This window comes from Microvirga aerilata, from assembly GCF_016743775.1.
GTDB classification, from domain to species: domain Bacteria; phylum Pseudomonadota; class Alphaproteobacteria; order Rhizobiales; family Beijerinckiaceae; genus Microvirga; species Microvirga aerilata.
This window is the reverse complement of the sequence record NZ_JAEQMY010000001.1, coordinates 236,911-263,193: the sequence shown is the minus strand read 5'-3', so window position 1 is coordinate 263,193 and position 26,283 is coordinate 236,911. Positions and strand designations below refer to the sequence as shown.

Genomic DNA, 26,283 nt, shown 5'->3' with positions numbered 1-26,283 from the left:
TTGCTCTCGAAGGCCGGGCCTGCTCGTTCAGGTCAGGTTCAAGCCCGATGGCCGATTGAATCGGGATGGACCAGCCTAGCAGCAAGCCTCTTGTCCTCGTACTGGAGGACGAGGCCATCATAGCGCTCAACCTTCAGGATGAGCTGCAGGATTCGGGATACACGGTTGCCGGCCCGTTCACGACCTGCGGCGCTGCGTTTCAATGGCTCGAGACCGCCACGCCGGACTTGGCCATTCTGGACGCGACGCTGAAGGACGGCCCATGCCGCGAGATCGCCTTGGAGCTAAGCCGTCGTGAGGTGCCCTTCCTGATCTATTCCGGGCATCGGGACGATCATCCTAACCTGGCTGAATTTCATCATAACGTCTGGATCGAGAAGCCTGCGGCTCCGAACGTGCTGGTTCGTGCATGTCGACAGCTTCACGTCGGGTGCGACTAAGCTATCTGGGGAAACAAACAGCCCCGTTCGAACCCTATGGGATCCAAGTCGTTCTCACACGAGTGCGTGAATGGTAACTGCTTCGTGTCAAACGATATATTGCTTCCACACTGGGACGAAACCGACCGGCTCGCGGCTTTGCGGAGCTACCGGATCCTCGACACGCCGGCAGAACCGGAGTTCGACGATCTTGTGCAGCTTGCCGCGAGGGCGTGCAGGACGCCGATTGCCCTGATCAGTCTTGTCGAAGATCGCAGGCAGTGGTTCAAGGCCGAAATCGGTTTCGGCGTGCGCGAAACCACCCTCGACCGTTCGATCTGCCTCAGCGCCATGCTGCAACCGGGGCTTACGGTCATTCCCAGTTTGACGGACGACTCCCGCTTCACCGCCAATCCGCTGGTCAGGGACGAGCCTCATCTGCGTTTTTATGCCGGTGCCGTGCTTGAGACGCCCGAAGGTTTGCCGCTGGGAGCCCTCTGCGTGCTCGACACGGTCCCCCGCGGGCTGACGGACGATCAGGCCTTCACCCTGCAAACGCTTGCCCGGCAGGTGATGTCGCAAATGGAACTGCGCCGGGCTATCGCCGAACGGGACGAGGTTCTCGCGGCCAGCCGCAGGATCGAGGAACGGCAGACCCTTCTGGTTCGTGAGCTTCATCACCGGGTCAAGAACACCTTGGCGACGGTCCAGGCGCTCGTCGGCGCCACCGGCCGTTCCTCGGGCAGCTTCGAGGAGTTCTACACCTCGTTCTCCAATCGGATCTCCTCGCTGGCAAAGACCCACAACCTGCTGACGGAGGATTACTGGCAGGCAGCCCCGCTGCGGGATCTGGCGCTCAACGAGCTCAAGCCCTTCGCCGAGAGCAGGAAGCCCCGCTTCATGCTCATCGGTCCGCAGATTGAGCTGTCGGCCGATCTGGCGGTCCCGATCGGCATGGCGCTTCACGAACTCACCACCAACGCGGTCAGGCATGGTGCCCTGTCCGTGCCGGACGGCTATGTGGAAGTCAGGTGGGACATCGTTACAGACGATAGCGGACGCAGGTTGCAGCTGGAATGGACCGAGAGGGGAGGGCCACCCGCGCGCCCGCCCAGCCAGGAGGGTTTCGGCTCGACCTTGCTCCGCAGGGTGCTGCCGATGCAAATCAACGCGGACGTTCTAACCGAATTCGATGCTGAAGGCCTCAAGTTCCGACTGGTTGCGCCCTTTGTCGACCGGCGCCTCGTTCCGGCGTATTGAGGCCCGCAAGCCGGTCGCAGCGGCTCCCTCCGCCCCGCCCAGAACGGATCGAATGAACGCTCTTTCAGGCGCAAGCTGCTCTTTGAAGGGCATGGCCGGAACAGCTTCATCCACAGCCTAGTCAAAATCGGCCGATTGGGGTTTTTCCGCTGCGGAAACTATGGTTAGGTACATCTCCCGACTGACCTGAATGATCTTCACGATGTTCCGCATGGATTTGGAGCGGAGGCGAGAGATCAAAGGATATTAATCCGCCTCTGCCTGGGAGATATTGCCTCATTGCTATGGCTGAGCACGAATAACCGGATCTTATTTCTGTTCTTCGCGGGGCTTCTGCTCGGCGGGACATCGATTGCACCTGCCGCAGCCTTCGATTTCTTTGGGCTGTTCGGGAGCGATGATGCTCCCCCGCCGCCAAGTCCAAGTGCCCTGCCGTATTCGCTCGACTTCGTGGTGGCAGGCGAGGACAAGGATCTCCGGCAGGTCCTGAAGGATGCATCGACGCTGCAGAGCCTGCAGGGCGATCCGCCGCCGGATGCTCCCGCTCTGGTCAGCCGTGCCGAGGCGGATCTGCCTCGCCTGATCGACGCGCTCTGGGGCGCGGGCTTTTACAATGCCCGCGTGACCATCAACGTCGCTGGAGCTCCGCTCCAGATCCAGGCGCAGCGATCCAACGCGGCCATCCAGGCTGCTGATGTCTACCGGGCACGGGCGCTCGTCCCTATCGAGGTGCAGGTCGATCCCGGCCATCTCTTTGCCCTGCGGGATGTCGCGGTTGTGGACGCCGGAACCAATCGTCCGTTCCCGCCAAGCGAGCTGCCGCCACGCGTGGTGAAGATCGAACCCGGAGATCCCGCGCGGTCCGCCGACATCCTTGCAGCCGAGGCCCGCATCGTCGATCACTTCCGCACCCAGTCGCGGCCCTTCGCCAAAGTTCAAGACCGCGAGCCTGTGGTGTTTCATCCGGCTCAGGCCATGGATATCGGCCTGAAGGTCGATCCCGGTCCCCGCGCGGGGATCGGCCCCATCACGGTTCAGGGGCTGGAAAATGTCGACCCGGCCGTGGTGCGCTCTTTCATCTACACGGAGCCCGGAGACCCGTATTCGCCCGCAGCGCTCGCCTCGATGCGCAAGTCGATTTTGCAGATCGAGGCTCTGTCCTCGGTGCGCATCCGCGAGGCAGAGACACTGGATGCCTACGGCAACCTGCCTCTTTTCGTGGACATCACGGAGCGCCAGCCTCGGGTCATCGGCGCGTCGGTCCAGTACTCGACGACGGACGGTCCTGCGGTGCGCGCCTACTGGGCGCATCGGAACCTGTTCGGCGGCGCCGAGCGGCTGCGCTTCGAGGGCAACCTGTTCTATCTCACCGAAGATGGCGGGGAGCCGGACAGGGACGAGGATCCGTCCTGGGAGGATCTCGGCGGCCGCTTCCGGGCGAGCTTCCTGAAGCCGGCTCTCGGGGGAACGCGCAACGATCTTCTGGTCGACGGCCTCGTGGAGCGCGATCGAACGGAAGGGTATACGAGCCGCCTCGTCAACGGGACCGCAGTGATCCGTCATCGCTTCAGCGAGACCTTCTCGATCCAGGGCGGAATCGAGATCGAGCGCGGGCAGACCTCGGACATCCTTGGGCAGATCGACTACCGCCTCGTCGGCGTTCCCGTCTCCCTCAGCTACGACTCGACCGACAATCCGCTCAATCCGACCGAGGGGATGAGGCTGATCGCGTCGGTCACACCTTATCCGGAGTTCCTGGGCTCCTCCGTTCCGATCACGGTCGCTCGCGGAACGGCGTCTGCTTATTTCTCCCTGGATGAGGAGGCGCGATACGTGCTCGCGGGCCGTATCGGCCTGGGCTCCATCGTCGGGGCGGATCTGGAGGACATCCCGGCCAACCGGCGCTTCTTTGCCGGTGGCGGCGGCTCGGTGCGCGGCTTTGGCTACCGCACCTTGAGCCCGACCTTCCTCGGGGAGCCGATCGGCGGCCGCAGCCTGCTGGAAGCCTCGGTCGAGGCGCGTATCAAGATCACCGATACGATCGGGATCGTGCCCTTCGTCGATGCGGGCACAGCCTTCGCGTCGAGCTATCCCGACTTCGACGAGGACATCCGCGTCTCGGCGGGCTTGGGCTTGCGTTATTACACCGGCATCGGCCCGATCCGCCTGGACATCGCAACTCCGCTCACCCGGGAGCAGGGTGACCGCTCATTCGCCATCTATGTTGGGATCGGGCAGGCATTCTGATGAACAAGCTGCGCCGCCACCTCACCCTGTTCGCCGCTGCCGTCACCTTGACGCTGGCGTTTTTCTGGCTGGTTGCCGGCTCGCCCAGCCGGGCGCAGACCGACCAGGGCGTGCTCGCCAGCCTTATCTCGCGGGTGCTCTCGACCCCCACCACGCGGGTCAGCATCGGCGGCATCGAGGGGGCGCTCTCCTCGAACGCGGTCATCCGGGACGTGCGCATCTCCGACCGGGACGGGGTCTGGCTGAGCGTCGACCGAGCCCGCCTGGTCTGGAGCCGCACGGCGCTGCTGCGCGGGCGCCTGCAGGTGGACGAGCTTGCCATCGACCGTCTTCAGCTGCTGCGCAAGCCCCTGCCGGCGGAGGAGGACGCAGCGGTTTCCGACGAGCCGATCCTGCCCGAACTGCCTGTGCAGGTGGTCGTCACTCGCTTCGCCTTGCAGGAGCTAGCGCTGGGCGAGCCCTTGCTCGGCACGGCCGCGCGGCTCTCGGCGCAGGGCTCGGCCCGGATCGGCAATCCCTCGGAGGGCCTCGATCTTGCCTTCACGGCCCGGCGGCTCGATGCTCCGGGGCAGCTTTCCATCGATCTCGATTACGTGCCCCAGACAAACCGGCTCGCCCTCGAGCTGACCCATCAGGAGCCGGCGGGGGGCATCGCGGCCCGGCTGCTCGATCTGCCCGGTCTGCCGCCGGTGGACCTGCGGCTTGCCGGGCAGGGGCCTTTGAGCGATTTCGCCGCGCGCCTCGATTTTTCGGCTGGTCCGACCATCGGTGCCCAGGGCGGAGCCCGCGTCAGCCGGGCTGGTGCAGCCTATCAGGTCGGGGTCGATCTTGCCGCCCGCATCGAAGGGCTGCTGCCCGCGCCTGTTGCTCCCGTCTTCAGCGGCACCACCCAGCTCGTCGGCAATGTGACCGTGGGCGACGACGGCGGCCTGCGCTTCCAGCCGGTCCGCATCACGTCGAACGTGGCGAGCTTCGACATGACCGGAACCGTCAACCCGGACCGGGTGCTCGACCTCGCTTTGAGGGCCCGTGCCCTGCCCACCGACGGCACCAGAACGCGAGCGGGGGAGGCGGAGATCGCCCGGCTCGTCTTCGACGGCACGGTGCAAGGCGCCGCCACGGCACCACGCGTCAACGGCACGCTTGACGCTGCGGAGGTGAGGCTTCCCCAAGGCACGCTGCAGGCGCTGAATGCCCGGGTGACGATGAATCCCGTGGAAGGGACGTCGCCTCCCGACCGCTTCTCCTTCGCCATCGATGCGAACGCCACCGGAATCCAGCCCGCCGACCGGGCGCTCGCCCGTGCCATTGGGACGACGCTTGCGATCAACTCGCGCGGTTCGTTCGATCTTCAGGGCGTCGCCAGCGTCGAGACCGCACGGATCGAGACATCCACCGCGCGGGCAGGCTTCACCGGACGGGTCGGAGGCTCGATCATCGACGGCACGCTGGAGGCCGGCATTCCGGCGCTTGCGCCTTTCTCAGGGATCGCCGGCCGCCCCTTGCGCGGTTCGGCTTCCCTGACTGCACGGCTGACAGGCAATCCCAACCGGTACGACATTGCGGCGGCAATCGATTCAAGGCTGCAGGACCTCTCCACAGGGACGCCGGCGCTGGACGGTCTTCTGGGTCGCACGTTCACGGCTGCCGGAACCGTGCGGCGGATTCCGAACGGCTTCGCGTTCGATGATCTTCGTGTCGACGGCGCCCATCTGGACGCCCGAATCGATGGCCGAGCCACGCAGTCGGCTGCCGATCTCGGCCTCAGCGTTACCATCGACGAGCTGAGGCGTGTGGATGAGCGGGTGTCCTCCGGTCGGGCGGCGGTGACGGCGCGGCTCTCCGGCTCCCTCGAGCGACCGGATGTAACCGGAACCGCGACCCTTACCGACGTTCGGGCCCTCAGCCGCGCCATTCCGCGCCTCGTGATCGGTCTCGACGCCAAGGACGTGACCGGCGCGCTCGATGCGTCCCTGACGCTCGACGGACAGGTGAGCGGGAAGCCTGCCACAGGCACCCTTCATCTGGCGAAGCCGCCGGAAGGCGGCTGGCTCCTCGACCGGCTCGACGTCGATATTGGCTCGGTCGCCCTCGACGGAAATATCCGCCTCGGGCCCGATCTGCTGGCCCAGGGCGAGATCTCCTTGTCCGGGAGCAACTTCGACGATCTCAGCCCGCTCGTGCTGACGAAGCTCGATGGCGCCCTCGACGCCAGGATTTCTCTCACCGCGCGCAATGGCGGGCAGGATGCGACTGTCACCGCGAACGGCTCCCGCTTTGCCGTGGCCGACGTGACGGTGCGGGATTTCGATACCAGGCTCGCCGTTTCGGATCTCTACCGCCGTCCCGTGATCGACGGCACCGTTACGGCCGACGCGGTGACCGCCGCCGGCCAGACCTACCGGACCGTGCGCCTCGTTGCGGAAGGTACGCCCGAGGCATCGCGCTTCACGGCCTCTGCCGTGGGGCAGGGCTTTAACCTGGATGCCCAGGGCCGGGTCGTGCCCGGCGATGCGACCCGCATCGAGCTTGCCACCTTCTCGGCGCGCCGCGGCGGCAGGCGGCTGGCCCTGGCCCAGCCTGCCACCATCACGCTGCAAGGCGGCGCCGTCACCTTGTCCGGCGTTGTGATTGCGGCGGACCAGGGCCGCGTCGCCTTGTCCGGCACGGTGGGCGACAGGCTCGATCTTTCAGTCGACATCCGCAACCTGCCGCTTCAGGCGGCAGAGATCGTCGTGCCGGGTCTCGGTCTTGCCGGCACGGTGAACGGAAATGCCGCCATCGGTGGTACGCTGGACAATCCGGGCGGCACCTACAGGCTGAACGTATCCGGCCTTGCCACCCCCCAGACCCGTCAGGCCGGCCTGCCGCCGCTCGGCATTGAGGCGCAAGGGCGCCTTGCCGACCAGCGTGCAGGCATCGATGCCCGCGTGAACCTGGGGCAGGCCGGAGCCCTGCAAGTTTCGGGAAGCTTTCCTCTGAGCGCCTCCGACGATCTTGCCCTGCGGGTTGCCGGCCGTACGGATCTTGCCGTTGCCAACAGCATCCTCTCGCCAGCAGGCCGGCGCCTCACGGGAGCAGCCAACCTCGATCTGTCCATTGCCGGCACGCTCGCGGACCCTCGGATCCAGGGCGCGGTGACTATCGCCAACGGCAGCTTCGTCGATTCCCTGCAGGGCATTCAGCTGAACGGCATTGCGGGACGGCTATCGGCGCGGGGACAGGTGCTCGCCATCGAGAGCCTGAGCGCCCAGACGCCCAATGGGGGCACCCTGGCGGCCAGGGGGCAGATCACCATCGATCCTGCCGCGGGCTTGCCAAGCGAGATCCGGATCACCGGCAGCCGCGCCCAGCTCGTTTCCAACGAAACCGTCGAAGCCATTGCGGATCTGGATTTATCCATTACGGGGGCGCTCCTGAGCAGGCCGCGCGCCGCCGGACGCATCGACATCATCACCATGAACGTCTCGGTGCCCGACCGGCTGCCAACCACGTTGAGGCCGCTGCCGGGAACCAAGCATGTGCGGCCGACGCCGACGGCGGCTGCGCGGCTTGCGCTTGCACAAAGGCGGCAATCCGCTGCCGCGAGAGGCACTCCCTTCAGTGCCGATCTCGACCTCACCCTGACGGCGCAGAACCGCATCTTCGTCCGGGGCAGGGGCATCAACGCCGAACTCGGCGGCGACCTGCGCCTTCAGGGCACGAGCCGCGACCCCATCGCGATCGGCGCTTTCGACCTTCGCCGGGGCCGCTTCGACCTGCTCGGCCAGCGTATCGACTTCGTGCGCGGCCGGTTGGACTTTACCGGCGATCTCACGCCCTCGCTCGACTTCCTGGCTGAGACGCAGGCCGGCGACGTGACTGCTCGGATCGGAGTGACCGGCCCGGCGTCGAGCCCCGAATTCACCTTCAGCTCCAGCCCCGACCTGCCGCAGGATGAGGTGTTGTCCCGCATCCTGTTCCAGAGACCGTCGGGCGGCCTGTCGGCGGGTCAAGCGCTCCAGCTTGCGCAAGCCGTTGCCCAGCTCTCGGGCGGGACCGGCACGGATGCGTTCGAGCGCCTGCGCCGGTCGCTTGGGGTCGACAGTCTGGATATCACTGTCGGCGCTGGCGGCGGTCCGGCGGTTGGGGTCTCACGCTACATCAGCGACAATGTCCGCGTGGGCGTCAGGGCCGGCGCCCAGCCGGAGGAAAGCGGCGTGACGGTCGATATCGACCTGACGCGGCGTCTCAAGGCACAGGGCGAGGTGAACGCGCAGGGCGGCACCTCCGTCGGAGTCGGATTCGAGATGGAGTACTAGCCGTACGTCCGATAGGGAATGTCGAAGGGCGGCACGCAGCCGCCCTTCGTGTTTTTGGCGTCAGTCCACCTTGGCGCCGGAGGTCTTCACGACCTTGGCCCACTTTTCGTGCTCGGATCTCACATAAGCCATGAGCTCGTCCGGGCTCATGGGCCGGATCTCTCCGCCGAGATCGGCGTAGCGCTTCTGCACATCCGGCATCTCCAGCGCCTTGCGCACTTCCTGGTTCAGCTTGGACGTGATCTCGGGAGGCGTTCCCTTGGGGGCGAACAGCGCGAACCAGCTCGACGCCTCGAAGCCCGGGAGGCCAGCCTCGGCGAGTGTCGGCTTGTCCGCAATGGCAGGCGAGCGCTTGGCGGAGGTGACGGCAAGCGCCCGCAGGTTGCCGCCTCGCACCTGCTCGATAGAGGAGGGCAGGTTGTCGAACATCACATCCACCTGCCCGCCGATCAGGTCGTTCACGGCCGGTCCGCTGCCGCGATAGGGAACGTGAGGCATCTCGATGCCGGTCATCTGCTTGAAGAGCTCCCCGGAGAGATGGATCGACGTGCCGTTGCCGGACGACGCCATGGTGAACTTGCCGGGCGTCGCCTTCGCCTCGGCGATGAACTCCTGCACGGTGGTGGCCTTCACCTTCTTGGGGCTGACCACCATCAGGTTCGGCACGCCGGCCACAAAGGCCACGGGCGCGAAATCGGTGAGCGCGTCGTAGGGCATCTTGGCGTAGAGGCTCGGATTGATCGCGTGGGTGCCCACCGTTCCCATGACGAGCGTATACCCGTCCGGCTCGGCCTTCGCGACCGCATCGGTGCCGATATTGCCGCCCGCTCCCCCGCGGTTCTCGATGATGAACTGCTGCCCGAGGGACTGGGACAGCTTGTCTCCGATAAGCCTGGCAAAGATGTCGGTGGTGCCGCCGGCCGTGAACGGCACGATCATCCGCACCGGCCGGGTCGGATAGGCCACCGCCTGTGCGAGGGCTGCTCCGGAGGTCATGCATGCCGCGGCGCCCAAGGCGAGCCCAAGCATGGTTCGGCGTGAGGGGCTGGAGAACAATGGCATTTCGGCTCCCTGTGATTGATGTCTTTGACTGCGCCGAAGAGGTGACGCGCAGTAAGGACCATGAGAACCCAACTGCCGGGTGAGGGCAATACAGGATCCATGCAGGGGCGGCATTCCCGGGAGGCGGATAACCTCGCCTTCAGGTGGCGGTGTCGGCCGGGCAGCCGGCCCGCCAATAGGCCACGACTAGGTGATCGGATGTGGGCACCTGCCATTCCTTGCGCAGGAGCTTCTTGAGGCAGCGGCAGCTCTTCTGCTCGCAGCCAGCCCAGATGAAGCGGCGCATGCCGTCCGACGGCAGGCCTATTCCACGCACTGCGTCTTCGATCAGAGACGTCGTGCCGGCCGGGGCACCGTTTCGATGGACCCAGCGGACGTCCAACGCGGCAGCGGAATGCAGGGGCTGCTCCTCGCTGCTGTCGGCAACCTCGATCACGGCAGTGGCCCTGCATTCGGCTTTGAGGGAGGCCAGGATGCGGCTGATGGCCGGGAGCGCGGTTTCATCGCCCGCAAAGAGATACCAGTCGGCTGCCGGAATATCGCCGCCTCCGGGTCCCATCAGGCCGATCACGTCGCCGGGTGCTGCCTGCTTGGCCCAGGAGGAGCCGGGCGTGTCCTCGCCTTCGTGCAGGACCACATCGATGCTGATCTCGCCCTTAGCCACATCGATCTCGCGGATGGTATAAATGCGGACGATGGGGCGATCCTCGCCCGTCGGCCAGACGGGACGCCCGTCCTCTCCCGTGACCGGCCAACGGGGCGCAACGCCCGGCCGGGGCGGGATCAGCAGACGCACATGCAGCCCGCCCGTGGCAAAGCGGGCGAGGTCAGGCCCACTCAGGCGCACCCTGCGCATGCGCGGCGTGATGTTGGCGGCGCTCACGACGCGCATCTCGCGGAAGTCAGGGAGCGGCGTGCCGGCGGCACCGTCGCCGGACCAGACGAGGCGCGGCTTGTCGTCGGCGGCAAAAGTCAGGAGATGCTCGGCAACGCTCATCTTCACATAGGCCAGGGAGGTCGGGTCGCATCCTTCCGCAAGAAGGTTGAGGCTGCCGTCGTCCACCTCGAGCGAGATCGACCCGTAGGCGATCTCCAATCGCGCCGACCGTTCCGCCCGGCTCACGGATCCGAACTCCGTGAAATAATCGCACAGCTTTTCCATCACCTGTCGGGGTCCTGAGAGAGGGACCCGGGCTTCGGCGCGAAGGACTTGCGAGGTCATTGCCTGTTCCATCGATGAGATTACCGTGCCTAGCGATTGCTGCGCAGGAGCCAGATGATGTACGGCCCCCCGATCAGGGATGCGAAAAGGCCGAGCGGAAGCTGGTAGGGGAAGGCGACGATCCTGCAGAACCAATCGGCCCCGGCCATCAGTCCCGCTCCGATCAGGATGGCGGCCGGGAGCTGATGATGAGCCCGCGCGAATCCAAGCAGCCGTGCCATGTGGGGGGCAACCAGGCCGACGAAGCTCAAAGGGCCGACCACGAGGGAGGCTCCGGCCGTCAGCCCGCCTGAGAGCAGAACGAGGATCAGGCGGCTCGTCCTGAGCGGCATCCCGACGGCACGGGCCTGGTCTCCTCCAAGAGGAAGAATGTCGAGCCAGCGCACGATGAAGGGGAAAGCTCCCAGGAGGACCACGGCCATGGCAAGAGCAGCCGACGCTTCCGTCCAGCCGACCTGATTGGTCGAGCCGCTGATCCAGGCCAGGAGCTGGAAGGCCCGCGCGTCGCCGGTCACCATTGCGGCGTTGACGAGGGCGTTGCAGAGCGCTCCGGCCGCGATGCCTCCGAGAAGGAGGCGCACCGGGTTATCGCCTTTTCTTCCGGTTATTGCCAGAAGAGCGGCCATGACGATCAGGGAACCGAGGGTCGCGCCAATCATCCTCGCGCTCATGGTCGGTGCCGCCAGGGAGAAGAGAACCACCGCGAGTCCGGCTCCGGCCCCTGCACTGACGCCCAGAACTTCGGGGCTTGCCAGAGGATTTCCGGTCATGCGCTGGAGGATCATGCCGGCTGCGGCCAGCATGGCTCCAGCGGCCGCGGCGGCGATGGTCCGCGGCGCGCGAAAGGGGAGAAGATCCTCCAGGAGCGCCCCGGTTGCCACGCTCCAGCCCCCGGGTCCCCGTCCGACGATCAGCGCCAGAACGATCACGCCTAAAGCCAGGAGCGCGATCGCGATCAGCGGCAGGCCGGGAAAGGCGATCCTCCTTGCGGGCTGGGATAGATCGGAGATCGATGAACGGTGCGCCAGCTGCAGACGCGGCAGCAGATAAAGCAGCAGCGGCCCCCCGAGCAGCGCGGTGGCCGCTCCCGTCGGTACCGTCTCGGCCAAGCCGCCCGCTGCGAGTTGAACGATGCCGTCCGTCAGCCATAGGACCGCCGCTCCGATCAGGGGCGCCGCCAGCAGAATGCTCTTCCGGCTGCGTGCGCCGCAGGATCGGGCAAATGTCGGGGCTGCAAGGCCGATGAAGCCGATGATCCCCACCTCCGCCGTGACCGTTGTGGCAAGCCAGACGGCAACCGTGAGCCCAAGGAGGCGCAGCAGCAGGAGATTGGCGCCGAGGCTGCGCGCGTTCGCGTCGTCGAGCCCAAGAATCTCCAGGGGGCGGATGAGTAGAAGGGCGGCAGCGATCGACAGGAGGAGCGCGAGCCCGATGGCCTGCGCGTGGTCCCATCCCTGCTGCCCGAGCGATCCGCTTCCCCAGATGAGAAGCGACATCATGTATTCGCCGTTTGCCAGGATCAGCGTCGCGCTGACTGCCATGGCGACCAGAGATACGACCATCCCGGCGAGGACCACCGTCACCGGCTCCAGACCGCGCTTCCAGGTAAGGGACAGGAGCAGCGCCACAACGGCGAGCCCGCCGCACAGCGCGACCGCTTCGCGGGCAGACGCCATGAGAGCCGGCGCAAACAGCGTTGCGGCCGTCATGACAATTGCGCACCGGCGGAGATGCCGAGCGTCGAAGGATCGGCAATCGGGTTGCGCAGCACCTGCTGCAACAGGGCTCCCGAGAGGCCGAGCGCCGCGCCCGAGAGCAATGCAACGGCTGCGCGCGGGAGAACGCTGTTCAGCAGGATGACGCGATCGAGGTCGAAACCGGAATCGCCCGCCAGAGGCAGCAGGCCTGCGATCTGATAGCTGCAGAGCCCCATGGCGGCAGCTGCCGCGAGAAGCCATGCAAGCGCCGAGGGGTTTGCTGCCGCTGTCCTAGCCATGGGATTGCCCGCTGGCGCTGGACAGCGCTTCCGTGAAGAGCCGCGCGAAGCGGCAGGCGGCCGGAAGGGCACCGAATGGATTGATCGGTGGGATCGTCACGACTCGTTTAGACCGAACGGCCGGGATGGCATGCCACAGGGGGCTTCTTGCAAGAGTGCCCTCGGCATCCGGGGGCACAGGCGAGACGATGACGATGGAGGCCTCCGGCACCTCGGCAAGAGCCTCAAGGGGGATGGGAGCTGCCGCTCCATAGCTGGTGGGCCTGGGCCATGCGTTCTGGAAGCCCAAGCGCTGCAGAACATCGCCGAACATGCTGTCGGCGCCAAAGACGCGGAAATGGCGGGCATCCCCGAGGTTGATGAGGAAGACCGGCCGGCCCGCCTTGCCGACCAGCAGTCGCTTTGCCCCTTCGATTTCGCTGGCAGCAGCCTCCAGAGAAAGCTGAGCCTGCCGGTCGCGTCCAAGCCGCTCGCCCAGAGCTTTCATCACCTGCTCGGCAGGCGAGTAAGGTGGACGGCCGGGTTCATAGATCGCATATGACGCGACCGGAGCGATGCGCTCCAGGTGGTCGGTCGCCCAGGCGAACCAGGGCGAGCTGACGATGAGGTCCGGGTTTGCCAGGCGCAGCATCTCATAGTTCGGTGACCCGCGCAGGCCGAGATCGGCAACCTGCGGCGGCACCCGAGGCTCGATGGCGATCTTGCGGAACTGGATGAGTTCCGTTGTCGCGACAGGCACGATGCCCAGAGCCAGCAGCGTTTCGAGCATCGCCCAGTCGACAACCGCAATCCGCTCCTCCGAGCCGGCTTTCACCTTGCCGAGGAAAGGAACGCCGAGTGCGGCTCCAAGCAAAGCCCGCCTGCTCAAGGGAGCTGCGTTTGTGGGATGGAAAACGCGCATGTCTACCCGGCTGACTCGGCGCTGCTGCCCCAAATCATGATCATGACCTTGCTTTTACTTTGGTCTTCGAAAAGAATTCTCAAAAACGACAAGGCAGCAGAGGTGTCTCCCTCGTCCTATCGGTTGAGCGTTGCGCATGTGCGATTGCATCCCTGCCTATTGGGCGAGACCGCTTGTTGGACTTGAAGGCCATGCTCGTCAACCGGAAAATTAGAAATTATCTTGTCGCATCCGCAACTTAGAAGAATTAAAAAGAAACATAAACATGGTCGCTGCCCTTACGTCCTATCGCACGAGCGGCTTTCCTGGTGTGGCGCTGCCTGCCCATCTAGGATCTTCTATGATACCGCCAAGGCTTTCACATCAGATCGCCATCCAAGTTTATGTCTAAGTATAGAACAGTTCTAAAGAGGGCGGCTCAGAATGATGATAGTTTAAATCTATAGTTTAGAGTAATTAAAAAACATAATTCTTGCCACACATTAGGCAAAGCCATAGTCAGTGCGCCGGAACAGCAATCCGCTGAGTGTGCATGCATAGGGGCCGCAACGACGTCCCGATGCTTTTGAAAGCCTGGGGGCAATCATGAAACATCGTCATCTCTTGAGCATGGGAGTGAGCCTGCTCTCCCTCTCCGTCATGGTCGCATCGAGCGGGCAGGCGGCTGCCCAGGCGCGAGGTCAGTCCGGTGAAATCGCCCTTGAGACGATCACGGTGGAAGGGCAGGGCGGAGGCGCCACAGGTCCAGTGAACGGCTATGCTCCCAGCCGCACGGCAACCGGATCGAAGAGCGACACGCCGATCGAGGAGATTCCTCAATCCGTTTCCGTAATCGGACGCGAGCAGATCGAAGACCGGCAGGTGCAGAAGGTCGACGAGGCTCTGCGCTACACCGCAGGCGTATTTGCGCAACCGTTCGGCCAGGATTCCGATACGGACTGGTTCTACATCCGCGGCTTCGATGCCGGGCAGACCGGTGTATTCCTGAACAACCTGCCACTCTACCAATATGGGTTCGGCGGCTTTTATATCGATCCGTTCGTGCTCGAGCGCATCGAGGTCCTGAAAGGCCCTGCCTCGGCTCTTTATGGCGGCAGCGCCTCCGATGGCCTGATCAACCCTGTGAGCAAGCGCCCCACCACCGCGCCCCTTCGTTATGTGGAGACCGGGGTCAACTCGTGGGGCAACGGCTATGCGGGGTTCGATTTCGGCGGCGCGCTCGATCCCAACAACGTGTGGTCCTATCGCCTGACCGGGAAGGTGTCCGGCGGCAGCTGGGAAACAGAGAAGGCGGAGGATTTCCGCGGCGTCATCGCTCCCGCGCTCACCTATCGTGCCACTGCCGGCACGGAACTGACCCTGCTCGGCTCCTACCAGCACATGGATCTCAGCCATACGGGCGGCTTCCTGCCTTATGTGGGAACGGTCGTCTCCGCACCGTTCGGCCGCATCTCGCGCCGGTTCTACTACGACGAGCCGGGTGTCGATCTCTACCGCCGCGAGCAGGCCATGCTCGGCTACGAGTTCACGCACGACATCAACGAGGTTTGGACCCTTCGGCAAAACTTCCGTTACGCCCATACGGATTCGAAGGAGCGGGGACCCTACCCATACGGCTATCTGGATCCAGCAACCGGCTTCCCCGGTCCAACGCCGGTCGGCCCCGACTTCCTGCTCTATCGCATCGGCTTCAACCATCACACGGTGGTGAATACCCTGTCGCTCGACAATCAGGCCGAGGCGAAGTTCGATACCGGCGCGGCCAGTCATAAGCTGCTTCTCGGCCTCGACTACAAGTACTACAACCTCGATCACATCCAGGCTTCCGGCGGCGGCACTCCGCTGAGCGCGGACAATCCGGTCTACGGCGCGCCCCAAGGGCCGACCGTGCCCTATCTCGACCAGAACCTGACCATGAACCAGATCGGGTTCTACGCTCAGGACCAGATCCACCTCGGCGGCTGGATCGCAACCCTCAACGGGCGTTACGACCGGGTCGTCACCGAGAGCACCGACAAGGTCGGGGCGGCGAACTTCACCGAAAATACGGGGGAGTTCAGCGGACGCCTGGGACTGGGCTATGAGTTCGCGAGCGGAGTGACGCCTTACGTGGCCGTTTCCCGCTCCTTCAACCCCGTCATCGGATCCGACTTCTACGGCGAGTCGTTCGAGCCGGAGACGGGGCAGCAGTATGAGGTCGGCGTCAAGTACAAGCCGGCCTTCTTCGATGGCCTGATCACCGCGTCCCTGTTCGACCTGACCCGCCAGAACACTCTCACGGCCGATCCGGATCATCTGTTCTTTGAGGCTCAGCTTGGGGAGGTGCGCTCCCGCGGGTTCGAGGTGGAGGCGCAGGCGAACATCACGGAAGGCCTGAAAGCCATCGCGTCGGTGACAGCCTACGACATCGAGATCACCAAGGACTCCAATGCCGCGCTGATCGGAAACCGCCCCAATGTGGTGCCGGAATTCCTGGCATCGGGCTGGTTGGACTACACGGTCCAGGAAGGCGCGCTTAAAGGACTCGGCTTCGGCGCAGGCGTTCGTTACGTCGGCTTCTCCTATGTGGATAACGAGAACACCTTGAAGGTGCCGTCATCCACCGTGTTCGACGCCGGCATCCGCTACACGCGGGAGAACGTCACGGTGGCGCTCAACGTCAACAACATCTTCGACCGCGAGTACGTGTCTTCCTGCGACACGCAATACACCTGCAACTATGGCGCGGGACGCGTTGCGACCCTGAAGGCCAGCTACAAGTGGTGACCTTTGTGGCGCCGTCTCAAGACGGCTCTCACACTGCCCTGCGAACCTCCATGTTTTCAGCCCTACGCCCAAACGCCCTCCCGGTTGCCGAGGCTCCCCTGTTCCAGCTGAACGAGGTGAGCTTCGCGATCCCCGGGCGCACGCTGCTAGAGCCTCTTACACTGTCTCTTCCGGGCGAACGCGTGATCGGCTTGATCGGCCACAACGGTTCAGGCAAATCGACCTTGGTCAAGCTCCTAGGCCGTCAGCAGCCGACCTCCGGGGGCACCATCTCCCTCGAGGGGAGGGCGCTGACCGCGTGGGGGGACCGGCCTTTCGCCAGAAGGGTGGCGTATCTGCCGCAGCAAACGCCGCCGACCTCGGGCATGCTCGTCAAGGAACTCGTCGCACTGGGCCGCTATCCATGGCATGGGGCGCTTGGACGGTTCGGGAAGGCCGACCGGGCCAAGGTGGCGGAGGCTATGGCGCTCACCGACGTTGAGGCGGTCGCCGACCGCCTGGTCGATACCCTGTCCGGCGGCGAGCGTCAGCGCGTCTGGCTGGCGATGCTGGTGGCGCAGGATGCCCGGTGCCTGCTCCTCGACGAGCCTATCTCGGCCCTGGACGTGGCCCACCAGGTGGAGGTGCTGGGGCTCGTTCAACGGCTTTCGCGGGAGCGGGGTCTCGGGGTGATTGTGGTGCTGCACGACGTCAACATGGCGGCGCGCTTCTGCGACGAGATTCTCGCGCTGCAAAGAGGGCGCTTGATTGCCCGTGGGGCGCCGGACGAGATCATGACGCAGGGGCAACTTCAGGCGATCTATGGAATTGCCATGGACGTCATCCCCCATCCCACCACCGGGCAACCGGTCAGCTTCGTGCGCTGATCGGGTGTTCCCGCTTGCCGCGCCATCTTCGTGCCGGTACTGAGTAACACCAGATGTGCGGACCCATCATCGTCCGCACGAAGATTTGCCATTTCTCGACAGGCTGTCATGCGGTCCCTGCTCAAGCGCTTCTTCACGTATTACCGTCCCCATCGCGGCTTGTTCGTGCTCGACTTCTCCTGCGCGGTCACCTCCGGCCTGCTCGAGCTTGGTTTTCCCATAGCCGTCAAGGTGTTCATCGACACCCTGCTGCCAACCGGCCAATGGGGGCTCATCGCGCTCGCCTCGGCCGGGCTGCTGGCCATCTACATTCTCAATGCGGGCCTGATGGCCACCGTCACCTATTGGGGGCACATGCTTGGCATCAACATCGAAACGGAGATGCGCGCCAAGGCCTTCGACCATCTGCAGAAGCTTTCCTTCGGCTTCTTCGACAATCAGAAGACGGGCCATCTGGTCGCCCGCCTCACCAAGGACCTGGAAGAGATCGGCGAGGTGGCCCATCATGGCCCGGAGGATCTTTTCATCGCGGTGATGACGCTCATCGGCGCCTTCATCCTCATGTTCTCGGTCAACGTGAAGCTCGCGCTGATCACGGCGCTCGTGGTGCCGCTCGTGGCCTGGCTCACGACGCGCTATGGAGGCCGGATGACCCGGAACTGGCAGGCTCTCTACGGCCGAGTCGGAGATTTCAACGCCCGCATCGAGGAGAACGTAGGCGGCATCCGCGTCGTTCAGGCCTTCGCCAACGAGGATCATGAACGCCGGCTCTTCGTCCGTGACAACCAGAGCTACCGTAGGACAAAGCTTGAGGCCTACCGCATCATGGCTGCTTCGACCTCCCTCAGCTATCTCAGCATGCGGCTCATCCAGATGACGGTCATGGTGGCGGGCAGCTACTTCGTGATCACGGGCGAACTGAGCGCAGGAGGCTTCATCGGCTTCCTGCTCCTCGTCGGCGTCTTCTTTCGGCCCATCGAAAAGATCAATTCTGTCATCGAGACCTACCCAAAGGGCATCGCGGGCTTCAAGCGCTATGCGTCGTTTCTCGACACCCGTCCGGACATCGCCGACCGTCCCGGCGCCCGGGATGTGGGGAAGCTCAGGGGAGACATTCAGTACAGGGACGTTCACTTCGGGTACGCGGCCGGCCGTGACGTTCTCGATGGCCTGAACCTGACGATCCAGGCGGGAGAAACCGTTGCGTTCGTTGGGCCTTCAGGAGCCGGCAAGACCACGATCTGCTCCCTGCTGCCCCGGTTCTATGAGGTCGACAGCGGATCGATCGCCATCGACGGCATCGATATCCGCAACATGACCCTCCGGTCGCTCCGGGGCCAGATCGGGATCGTGCAGCAGGACGTCTTCCTGTTCGCAGGCACCATTCGCGAGAACATCGCCTATGGACGGCTCGAGGCGACGGAGGCCGAAATCAGGGATGCGGCCCGCAGGGCTCGGCTCGACGAGGTGATCGCATCCCTGCCGGCTGGTCTCGACACGCTTATCGGCGAACGCGGCGTCAAGCTGTCCGGCGGGCAGAAGCAGCGCCTTGCGATTGCGCGCATCTTCCTCAAGAATCCTCCGATCCTGATCCTCGACGAGGCGACGTCCGCACTCGATACGGAGACCGAGCGGGCGATCCAGCAGGCCCTGGCGGAACTGTCGAAGGGGCGCACGACCCTCGTTATTGCCCACCGTCTTGCAACCATCGTGAATGCAGATCGGATCGCCGTGATCGACCGCGGGGTGATCGTCGAACAGGGCGATCATCAGGAGCTTCTGGCGTCAGACGGAATGTACAGGCGCCTGAGCGAGGCGCAGTTCGGGTAGGCGGGGAGGGGCGTGCTAGCTGCCCGCGGCCTCTGCCCAGTAGTGCAGGCTGCGGGCGTTTACCGGTGCACCTGCAGCATCGTGCATGGCTAAAATCGCCTTGTGAAAGCTCTGGGCTGCCTCTGGGCCGACGAGCAGCCTGAGGCTATGCAGGATCCGGGTGATCCGAAGGTGGTTGTGGTCGTAACCTGTGAGCCACCATCCCGTATCCCGGTAAAACCTGAGCATCCGCTCCGTGGCCTTCATGAGAGTTTCGGTAGCCCTCGGATCGACCCTGATAGCCTCGGTCTCGGCCACTGTGAGAACGGGAGCGCCCGGTTGCGCGCCGCTGCGTGTCTGCAACGGAAACAGCCACTGGATGTAGTCGTGCACCTCTTCCAGTTGGTTGTCGGAGAAGCCGAGCACATCCGTGGCGAGCCTCCCTCTGCCGTCGGCTCCTTGTTCGACCAGATAGGCATGCAGCGGGCCGGCAAGCGATGCGGGCATGTCCCCGTCTCCCGTCGATGATGTCCAAAGGGCCTTTTCAGACGAGCAGGCTTGCGGCGAACCTGGCGCAGACGAGGAGCAGGAAGATGCCGAACGCCACCTCGAGCCTACGCTTGGACAGGCGGTGCGCCAGGCGAGCGCCGACCGGCGCCATCCAGGTGCTGGTGGGAATGAACAGCACGAAGCCGAGCAGCGAGATATAGCCTAGAGCCAGCGGCAGTTGGAACGCGACGACGTTCGGGTAGTCGGCCATATGCGGCCAGCCGGCATAGATATAGCCGAGGGCTCCGGGGATGGAGATCAGGATTCCCAGCCCTGAGGAGGTGGCCACCGCCTGATGGATAGGGCGGTTGTAGAAGGTCATGAACAGGTTGGACAATTGCCCGCCTCCGATCCCCATGAGGGCCGAGAGCACGCCGATGAGCCAGCCATAGGCCAGCATGATGGGCTTTGCCGGCATGTCGAGGCCGAAGCGCCAGGTATCCTTGCCGAACAGCAGGCGGATGGCCGAGAGGCCGGCTACCACCACGAAGACGGCCTTGAACAGGTCGGCGGGGGCAAAGCGGGCGATCACGCTGCCCATAATGACGCCGATGACCACAGGGGCCGCCCAGACCCGCAGGATCGACATGTCGACGGCGCCCTTGGCCCGGTGGGCATTGAAGGAGCGGATGGAGGTGGGAATGATGATGGCTAGCGAGGTGCCGACGCACAGGGGCATGCGCACCTCCTCCGGCACCTCGAGGATACGGAAGAGCTCATAGAGGATCGGCACCGCGACCGCGCCGCCGCCCACGCCGAAGACGCCGGCCAGCAGGCCGGTGATCGCGCCGGCGGCAAGCAGCGCCACCACGAGCCAGGCCAGATCGAACAGAGGGATGCCAAACATCGGAAAAGTCCATTTCGGGAAAAGCGAAGAGCCGTGAGATCATTAGAGGCCCACGGCGCGGGAGGCTACTGCGGATGCGGCCTAAACGGAGCCGTTTCGGGCAAGCTGATCCTGGTATTCCTGCGCCCTCCGGTCGATCCAGCTTCGATCCGTGATGCCGCCCGGATTGGCGCGGGTTGCCATGGCGTCCATGAAGGCGAGGAAACGCTCATGGGCGACACCGTAGAGGCGGCGCAGTTCGTCCAAGGGCTCGGGATGATCGTCGACCCGCAGGTCCAGCACAGGGTAGGGCTCGTCGCGCCAGACCTTGAGCGCGGCGGATTGCTTGCCGCGCTTGTCCCCGCCCTCGGCCTGCCCGGCGTCGAGCGCGCTCATGAGCCGGTCCGCGAAAGGCAGATCGCTGCGGCGCTTGTAGGCGTCGAGGGTTGCCTCGATCACGGCGGAGCCTGCCAGCATGTTGCCCGCAACCGAGACGCCTTGGTCCGTGAGGTGTCCGCACCAGTCGATGCAGTCGCCTCCCGTGTGGGCAGCCGTCCGGCCCTCCCTGTCGATCACGTGCAACTGGCGGGATTCGCGTCCGGGATCGCCCGCCGTGAGGACCGCCACGATCTCCTCGGCGCTGCGTCCTTCGGCCAGAAGCCTCATGCCGTCGATGCCGTAGAGCGGATTGACGAAAGCCTGCGTCGCCAGGGCTCCGACGCGGGCGGCGCCATGGGGACAGAGCGCCCCCACGGCAAAGAACTTGGTGGTGACCGCAACGCCGAAGGCGCCGGTCTCAGGGTCCTTGGCAAGGATCGACCAGGTCATGGCACAGGCTCCTCAGCGACCGGCCGCATAGGCCTGCATGAGGCGCGGCGTGGCTGCTCCATGGAGCAGCCCGTCCTTGTCGCGGCTGGCGGCCACGAGGCGGCCGACCGTCCAGGCAGGGGCCACCTCGACCTCGTGGCCGCGCGAGCGCAGCTCGTCGAGCACCTCGGCCCCATAGGTCTCCTCGGCCATGAGATGGCCGGGCTTCTGCTCGCGCGGATAGAACGAGGAGGGGAAATGGGCCGTATGGGACATCGGCTGGTCGATGGCCTCCTGCAGGTTCAGCCCGTGATGGGCATGGCGCAGGAACAGGAGAAGCTGCCACTGTTCCTGCTGGTCGCCGCCGGGCGAGCCGAACACCATGTAGGGCTCGCCGTCCTTCTCCGCGAGGGTGGGCGTGAGCGTGGTGCGCGGCCGCTTGCCGGGCGCGAGGCTGGCGGGCAGGTCCTCCTCGAGCCAGAACATCTGGGCCCGCGAGTTGAGCATGAAGCCGAGTTCCGGGATGACGGGCGACGACTGCAGCCAGCCGCCGGACGGCATGGCGGCGATCATGTTGCCGAAGCGGTCCACCACGTCGATGTGCACGGTGTCGCCGCGTCGTGCCGAGCGCATGGAGGCAAGCGTCGGCTCCCCGCCGGACACCTTCTTGTCCGTGGTGGAGAGTTCGCGCAGGGCCTTCAGGGTGCGCTCCACCTGGGCCTCGTAACCCTCGACGCGACCAGGGCGCAGCTCGAGGGAAGCCTGATCGGTGATGAGCTTGCGGCGCTCGTCGTTATAGGCATCCGACAGCAGCGTTTCGATCGGCACGTCCACGAAATCCGGATCGCCGTAATAGGCCTCGCGGTCGGCGAAGGCGAGCTTCATGGATTCGACCACCGTGTGGATGAACTGGGCGCTCGTCGGACCCATGGCCGCGAGATCGAAGCCCTTCAGCAGCGCCAGGCTCTGCAGGAACACGGGCCCCTGGCCCCAGGGCCTGATCTTGTTGACCCGGTAGTTGTGGTACTTGTAGGTCTGCGGCGCGTCGTAGGTTGCGGACCAGCCTGCCATGTCGTCGGCGGTGAGCACGCCGCGATGGCGCGAGCCGCTCTGGTCCATGACCTCCGTCTTGCGCACGAAGGCGTCGATGGCTTCCGCCACGAAGCCCTTGTAGAACGCGTTCCGCGCCCCTTCGATCTGCGCCTCGCGATCGCCGCCCTTGGCTTCACCCTCGCGGATGATGCGCTTCCAGGTGTCGGCGAGCTGCGGGTTGCGGAAGAGCTGGCGGGGCTTCGGCACCTCGCCGCCCGGCAGGAACACGGCTGCGGTGGTCGGCCATTCGGTCTCGAAGAAATCCTTCAGGCCCTTGATGGTATCCGACACGCGGGGCAGGAGCGGATGGCCCTGTTCGGCGTAATAGATCGCAGGCTCGAGAACCTCGCGAAGGGACAGCAGGCCGTGATCCCGCAGCAGCAGCATCCAGGCGTCGAAAGCGCCGGGCACGACGGTGGCGAGCATGCCGTTGCCGGGGATGAGCTTCAGGCCCTCGTTCTTGTAGTGCTCGATGGTGGCGCCCTTCGGCGCAGTGCCCTGGCCGCAGAGCACCTCGACCCGTTTCGTCTTCGCCGAATAGAACACCGCCGGGACCTCGCCGGACGGGCCGACGAGGTGCGGCTCGACCACCTTGAGCACGAAGGCGGATGCCACGCAGGCGTCGAAGGCGTTCCCGCCTTTTTCGAGCATCGCCATGCCGGCTGCCGAAGCAAGCCAGTGGGTCGACGTGACGATGCCGAAGGTGCCGAGGATCTCTGGCCTGGTCGTAAACATGTGCATTTATCCGAAGTTGGCGTGTTATTACTGTTCGCGGGGATCGAGCGCGTCGCGCAGGCCGTCGCCGAGAAGATTGAAGCCGAGCACGATCAGAAAGATCGCCGTGCCGGGAAAGATCGACATCCAGGGCGCCTGATCCATGAAGTTCTTGGCCGTGTTCAGCATGGAGCCCCAGGAGGGCATCGGCGGCTGCTGGCCGAGACCGAGGAACGACAGGCTTGCCTCCGCGATGATGGCCGTCGCGATGGTGAGCGTGCCCTGGACCAGGATCGGCGGGAGCACGTTGGGGAACACGTAGCGCACCAGGATCCAGAAGTCGGGAAGCCCGATGGCTCGCGCTCCTTCCACGTAATCCTCCGCCTTCACGGTCAGCACCTGGCCGCGGGTGAGGCGGATGAAGATCGGCATGGCCGAGAGACCGATGGCGATCATCGCATTGGTGAGGCTGGGACCCAGGAAAGCCGCGAGCGCGATGGCGAAGATAAGGAACGGGATCGCCAGCATGGCGTCGGTGGCGCGGGAGATCACCGCGTCGACCCAGCCGCCGAAATAGCCGGCCACGAGGCCGAAGGGCACGCCGAGCACGATGGCGATGAAAACCGAGACGACGCCCGCCATGATGGAGGCGCGAGCGCCCCACAGCATGCGCGAGAACATGTCACGGCCGAGTTCGTCGGTGCCGAACCAGAACAGGACCGAGGGCGCTTTCCGGATGCTCGTGAAGCTCGGCTTGACCGGATCGAAGGGAGCCAGGTAGGGCCCCAGGATGGCGGCCAGTACGAAGAACAGGACGATGGCGCCGCCGAGAGCGGCGCTTTTGTTCTTCAGCAGCTTCCCGAGGACGCGGTTGCGCCTCTTCGGGAGCGCGGCGTCGTCGGCGATAACAGCGGTGGCGGTCATGCGGCGTGCCTCAAGCGGGGATTGACGAGGACGTAGAGAACATCGGCGAGCAGGTTCATGAAGATGAAGCCCACGGCCGTGCAGAGCACGACGCCCTGCACCACCGCGTAGTCACGGTTGAACACCGCGTCGACGATCAGCTTGCCGAAGCCCGGAATGGTGAAAATCTGCTCCGTCAGCACGGCGCCTGCCAGAAGCTCGCCGAACAGCAGGGTCGAAAGGGTCACGATGGGCACGAGCGCGTTGCGCAGGGCGTGCTTGAGAATGACCTTGCGGGACAGCAGTCCCTTGGCGCGGGCGGTGCGGATGTAGTCCGAGCGCATGACGCCGAGCATGGCGCTGCGGGTATGGCGCATGAGGCTCGCCGCCAATCCCGTGCCGAGCACGAAGGCCGGCATGATCATGGTCTTGATGTTGAGCCACAGATCCTCCGTCGGGGGAACGTAGCCCGAGGCGGGCAGGAGCTGCCAGCGGACGGAGATCAGCATGATGAGCATGATTCCGAGCCAGAAGTTGGGAATGGAGAGGCCCGACAGGGCGATCACGTTTGCGGTGTAATCGACGGTCGTTCCCTTCTTCACGGCCGAGATGATGCCCGTTGGGATGCCGATCGCCAGCGCCACGATCATGGCCATGATGGCGAGTTCGAGGGTGACGGGCAACTTGCTCATGATCAGGTCGAGCACCGGGATGTCGGTGCGCAGGGAAATCCCGAGATTGCCAGTCAGCGCAGAGCCGATCCAGGCGAAGTACTGAACCGGGATCGGATCGTCCAGGCGATACTTTTCGCGCAAGTAAGCGAGCACCTGCGGATCGCGTTCCTCGCCCGCCATGGTGAGAACCGGATCGCCGGGCAGGAGCTTCTGGAGAGCAAAGACCAGGAGCGACACAATGATCAGCGTCGGAATGGCAATCAGAAATCGTCGTGCGATGTAGCGCAGCATCGGCCCATGAACCCGCATCGGAGGGGTGGGACGCGCCCGGCTTCGAGCCGGGCCCGCGACTTGTCAGGTTATCAGGAGGCGAACTTCACGCCCTTCAGGCGGATCATGCCGTCCGGGTAAGGCTTGAAGTTCTGCACCTTCTTCGTGTGAACGAAGGGCCAGGGCTGGTAGTAGGTGTAGATGATCGGCAAGTCCTGCTGCAGGATTTCCTGCGCCGCATCGTAGAGCTGCTTGCGCTTGGCTTCATCATTGGTGACCCGGGCCTCGTTGAGGAGCTTGTCGACCTGCTCGTTGCAATACTTCCCGTCGTTCAGTGCGCCCTTGCAGGAGACGAAGGGGTGGATGTTGCCGTCAGGATCGACGCGTCCCGACCAGCCGATCACGTTCACGTCGAAGTTGCCGGCTTGGGCTTCCTTCTGCATGGCCGCGAACTCGGTCGGACGCAGGGAGATGTCGAAGCCGCTCTCGGCCGCCATGGCCTGGATGATCTCGGCGATCTGCTGGGTCGTGGTGCTGGTGCCGAAGGTGAGCTCGAACTTCACGCGATCAACGCCGGCTTCCTTCAGAAGCTGCTTCGCCTTGGCGACATCGCGCTCGTTGGCCTTGAACTTCGGGTTGTTGTAGGGACTGGCCTCCGGGAAGGGCTGGCCAGCGGGTGGGAAGATGCCTGCGCCGACGACCTCGTTGATGACATTACGGTCGATTGAGAATTCAAGCGCCTGCCGGACGCGCTTGTCCTGCCCCAACGGGCTCTTGGCGCGCTCGCCGTTGTTGGTGTTGATGGTCAGGCCCTGGTAGCCGATGCCGGAGACCGGCGCGAAGACCAGGTTGGTGTCGCCTTTTGCGGCCGGAACGTCGCTCGGCGCCAAACGCTCGAGGAGATCGAGATTGCCGGAGCGCAGGTTGGCTAGGCGCACGGTCGTGTCCGGGATGGGCTGGAACACGATGCGCTCGAAATTGAAGTTCTTGGCGTCCCAATGGTCAGCGAACTTCTCCAGCACGATGCGGTCGTTCTGAACGCGCTCAACGAACTTGTAGGGACCCGAGCAGACCGGTTTCTGGCCGAAATCGGCTGAGGCCAGCGCCTTCGGCGACATGATCATGCCGGCGCGGTCGGAGAGCTGGGACAGCAGGGTCGCATCCGCGCGGGACAGGTTCACCTTCACGGTCAGGTCGTCCACGGCCTCGACATTGTCGACCGAGGTAAGCTCGCTCTTGCGCAAGCTGTCCGGCAGGGTGCGGGCGCGGTCGATATTGGCCTTCACGGCAGCCGCATTCACGGGCTCACCGTCGTGGAACTTCGCGCCGGGGCGCAGCTTGAAGGTCAGCGACTTGCCGTCGTCGCCCCACTGCCACTCGGTTGCCAGCTCGGGCGTGAACTTCAGGTCGGGGGTGATGTCGACGAGCTTGTTGCACAGGGACGTGAACACGATGCGCCCGACGAAGGTGCGCGCGCGGTGCGGATCGAGCACATCGGGGTCTTCGTTCAGGCCGATGCGCAGGGTCTGCGCGGAGGCTGCCGTGCTCATCAGGAGCCCGGCTGCCAAAGCAATCAGAAGTCGTTTCTTCATTCTGGTG

Annotated in this window: 17 protein-coding genes and 1 pseudogene; 7 read left to right on the top strand and 11 right to left on the bottom strand. The window is 64.8% G+C overall.

Going from position 1 to position 26,283, the window contains the following annotated elements; translation table 11 throughout:
- Positions 1-65 precede the first annotated feature (65 nt).
- From JKG68_RS01220 to JKG68_RS01205, 4 genes are all read left to right on the top strand, one after another.
- Positions 66-440: a response regulator gene (locus tag JKG68_RS01220; protein ID WP_202055255.1), complete on the top strand. Its 375-nt coding sequence runs from the start codon at positions 66-68 to the stop codon at positions 438-440.
- An 84-nt stretch (positions 441-524) separates the two neighbouring features.
- Positions 525-1,679 (top strand): sensor histidine kinase, encoded by a 1,155-nt coding sequence (locus tag JKG68_RS01215; protein WP_312890717.1) that lies wholly within the window; start codon positions 525-527, stop codon positions 1,677-1,679.
- Between the two features lie 279 nt (positions 1,680-1,958).
- Positions 1,959-3,926: an autotransporter assembly complex protein TamA gene (locus JKG68_RS01210; protein ID WP_246514995.1), complete on the top strand. Its 1,968-nt coding sequence runs from the start codon at positions 1,959-1,961 to the stop codon at positions 3,924-3,926.
- The gene (locus tag JKG68_RS01205; protein ID WP_202055253.1) at positions 3,926-8,227 is read left to right on the top strand and encodes a translocation/assembly module TamB domain-containing protein; all 4,302 of its coding nucleotides are present in this window, start codon (positions 3,926-3,928) and stop codon (positions 8,225-8,227) included. Before JKG68_RS01210 ends, JKG68_RS01205 begins: the two co-directional genes overlap by 1 nt.
- 60 nt (positions 8,228-8,287) lie before the next feature.
- Here the strand turns inward: JKG68_RS01205 and JKG68_RS01200 are convergent, their stop codons facing one another.
- From JKG68_RS01200 to JKG68_RS01185, 4 genes and pseudogenes are all read right to left on the bottom strand, one after another.
- On the bottom strand, positions 8,288-9,289 hold the full coding sequence (locus JKG68_RS01200) for a Bug family tripartite tricarboxylate transporter substrate binding protein (RefSeq protein ID WP_202055252.1): 1,002 nt from the start codon (positions 9,287-9,289) through the stop codon (positions 8,288-8,290).
- A gap of 139 nt (positions 9,290-9,428) precedes the next feature.
- Positions 9,429-10,511, bottom strand: a complete 1,083-nt coding sequence (locus tag JKG68_RS01195) for a siderophore-interacting protein (protein WP_202055251.1) — start codon at positions 10,509-10,511, stop codon at positions 9,429-9,431.
- Positions 10,512-10,540: 29 nt separating this feature from the next.
- Positions 10,541-12,444 (bottom strand): annotated as a pseudogene (fhuB, locus tag JKG68_RS01190) (Fe(3+)-hydroxamate ABC transporter permease FhuB).
- A gap of 55 nt (positions 12,445-12,499) precedes the next feature.
- Positions 12,500-13,408 (bottom strand): iron-siderophore ABC transporter substrate-binding protein, encoded by a 909-nt coding sequence (locus JKG68_RS01185; protein WP_202055250.1) that lies wholly within the window; start codon positions 13,406-13,408, stop codon positions 12,500-12,502.
- A gap of 585 nt (positions 13,409-13,993) precedes the next feature.
- Here JKG68_RS01185 and JKG68_RS01180 point away from each other — a divergent pair.
- The 3 genes from JKG68_RS01180 (at position 13,994) to JKG68_RS01170 (ending at position 18,870) form a co-directional block, all read left to right on the top strand.
- Entirely contained in the window at positions 13,994-16,174 is a 2,181-nt protein-coding gene (locus tag JKG68_RS01180) for a TonB-dependent siderophore receptor (RefSeq protein ID WP_202055249.1), read from the top strand.
- A gap of 50 nt (positions 16,175-16,224) precedes the next feature.
- Positions 16,225-17,040: an ATP-binding cassette domain-containing protein gene (locus JKG68_RS01175; RefSeq protein WP_202055248.1), complete on the top strand. Its 816-nt coding sequence runs from the start codon at positions 16,225-16,227 to the stop codon at positions 17,038-17,040.
- Positions 17,041-17,157: 117 nt separating this feature from the next.
- Positions 17,158-18,870: an ABC transporter ATP-binding protein gene (locus tag JKG68_RS01170; RefSeq protein ID WP_202055376.1), complete on the top strand. Its 1,713-nt coding sequence runs from the start codon at positions 17,158-17,160 to the stop codon at positions 18,868-18,870.
- Positions 18,871-18,885: 15 nt separating this feature from the next.
- Here the strand turns inward: JKG68_RS01170 and JKG68_RS01165 are convergent, their stop codons facing one another.
- From JKG68_RS01165 to JKG68_RS01135, 7 genes are all read right to left on the bottom strand, one after another.
- The gene (locus JKG68_RS01165; protein WP_202055247.1) at positions 18,886-19,356 is read right to left on the bottom strand and encodes an opioid growth factor receptor-related protein; all 471 of its coding nucleotides are present in this window, start codon (positions 19,354-19,356) and stop codon (positions 18,886-18,888) included.
- Positions 19,357-19,393: 37 nt separating this feature from the next.
- Positions 19,394-20,245, bottom strand: coding sequence for a sulfite exporter TauE/SafE family protein (locus tag JKG68_RS01160; protein WP_202055246.1), 852 nt, complete (start codon positions 20,243-20,245; stop codon positions 19,394-19,396).
- An 81-nt stretch (positions 20,246-20,326) separates the two neighbouring features.
- Complete coding sequence (locus JKG68_RS01155; protein WP_202055245.1) at positions 20,327-21,052, bottom strand: DUF1028 domain-containing protein; 726 nt, start codon at positions 21,050-21,052, stop codon at positions 20,327-20,329.
- 12 nt (positions 21,053-21,064) lie between these two features.
- A complete protein-coding gene (locus JKG68_RS01150; protein ID WP_202055244.1) occupies positions 21,065-22,864 on the bottom strand; it encodes a gamma-glutamyltransferase family protein in 1,800 nt (599 codons plus the stop codon).
- A gap of 21 nt (positions 22,865-22,885) precedes the next feature.
- Complete coding sequence (locus tag JKG68_RS01145) at positions 22,886-23,761, bottom strand: ABC transporter permease (protein WP_202055243.1); 876 nt, start codon at positions 23,759-23,761, stop codon at positions 22,886-22,888.
- Positions 23,758-24,705 carry an ABC transporter permease gene (locus JKG68_RS01140; protein WP_202055242.1) on the bottom strand — a complete coding sequence of 316 codons (948 nt, stop codon included), beginning with the start codon at positions 24,703-24,705 and terminating at the stop codon, positions 23,758-23,760. Before JKG68_RS01140 ends, JKG68_RS01145 begins: the two co-directional genes overlap by 4 nt.
- 71 nt (positions 24,706-24,776) lie before the next feature.
- Positions 24,777-26,276: an ABC transporter substrate-binding protein gene (locus tag JKG68_RS01135; protein WP_202055241.1), complete on the bottom strand. Its 1,500-nt coding sequence runs from the start codon at positions 26,274-26,276 to the stop codon at positions 24,777-24,779.
- Positions 26,277-26,283 lie beyond the last annotated feature (7 nt).

Coding starts and splice junctions, on each gene's coding strand:
- JKG68_RS01135 (WP_202055241.1), bottom strand. CDS start 26,276: ATGAAGAAACGACTTCTGATTGCTTTGGCAGCCGGGCTCCTGATGAGC.
- JKG68_RS01195 (WP_202055251.1), bottom strand. CDS start 10,511: ATGACCTCGCAAGTCCTTCGCGCCGAAGCCCGGGTCCCTCTCTCAGGA.
- JKG68_RS01220 (WP_202055255.1), top strand. CDS start 66: ATGGACCAGCCTAGCAGCAAGCCTCTTGTCCTCGTACTGGAGGACGAG.
- JKG68_RS01205 (WP_202055253.1), top strand. CDS start 3,926: ATGAACAAGCTGCGCCGCCACCTCACCCTGTTCGCCGCTGCCGTCACC.
- JKG68_RS01155 (WP_202055245.1), bottom strand. CDS start 21,052: ATGACCTGGTCGATCCTTGCCAAGGACCCTGAGACCGGCGCCTTCGGC.
- JKG68_RS01165 (WP_202055247.1), bottom strand. CDS start 19,356: ATGCCCGCATCGCTTGCCGGCCCGCTGCATGCCTATCTGGTCGAACAA.
- JKG68_RS01200 (WP_202055252.1), bottom strand. CDS start 9,289: ATGCCATTGTTCTCCAGCCCCTCACGCCGAACCATGCTTGGGCTCGCC.
- JKG68_RS01145 (WP_202055243.1), bottom strand. CDS start 23,761: ATGACCGCCACCGCTGTTATCGCCGACGACGCCGCGCTCCCGAAGAGG.
- JKG68_RS01160 (WP_202055246.1), bottom strand. CDS start 20,245: ATGTTTGGCATCCCTCTGTTCGATCTGGCCTGGCTCGTGGTGGCGCTG.
- JKG68_RS01180 (WP_202055249.1), top strand. CDS start 13,994: ATGAAACATCGTCATCTCTTGAGCATGGGAGTGAGCCTGCTCTCCCTC.
- JKG68_RS01185 (WP_202055250.1), bottom strand. CDS start 13,408: ATGCGCGTTTTCCATCCCACAAACGCAGCTCCCTTGAGCAGGCGGGCT.
- JKG68_RS01150 (WP_202055244.1), bottom strand. CDS start 22,864: ATGCACATGTTTACGACCAGGCCAGAGATCCTCGGCACCTTCGGCATC.
- JKG68_RS01140 (WP_202055242.1), bottom strand. CDS start 24,705: ATGCTGCGCTACATCGCACGACGATTTCTGATTGCCATTCCGACGCTG.
- JKG68_RS01175 (WP_202055248.1), top strand. CDS start 16,225: ATGTTTTCAGCCCTACGCCCAAACGCCCTCCCGGTTGCCGAGGCTCCC.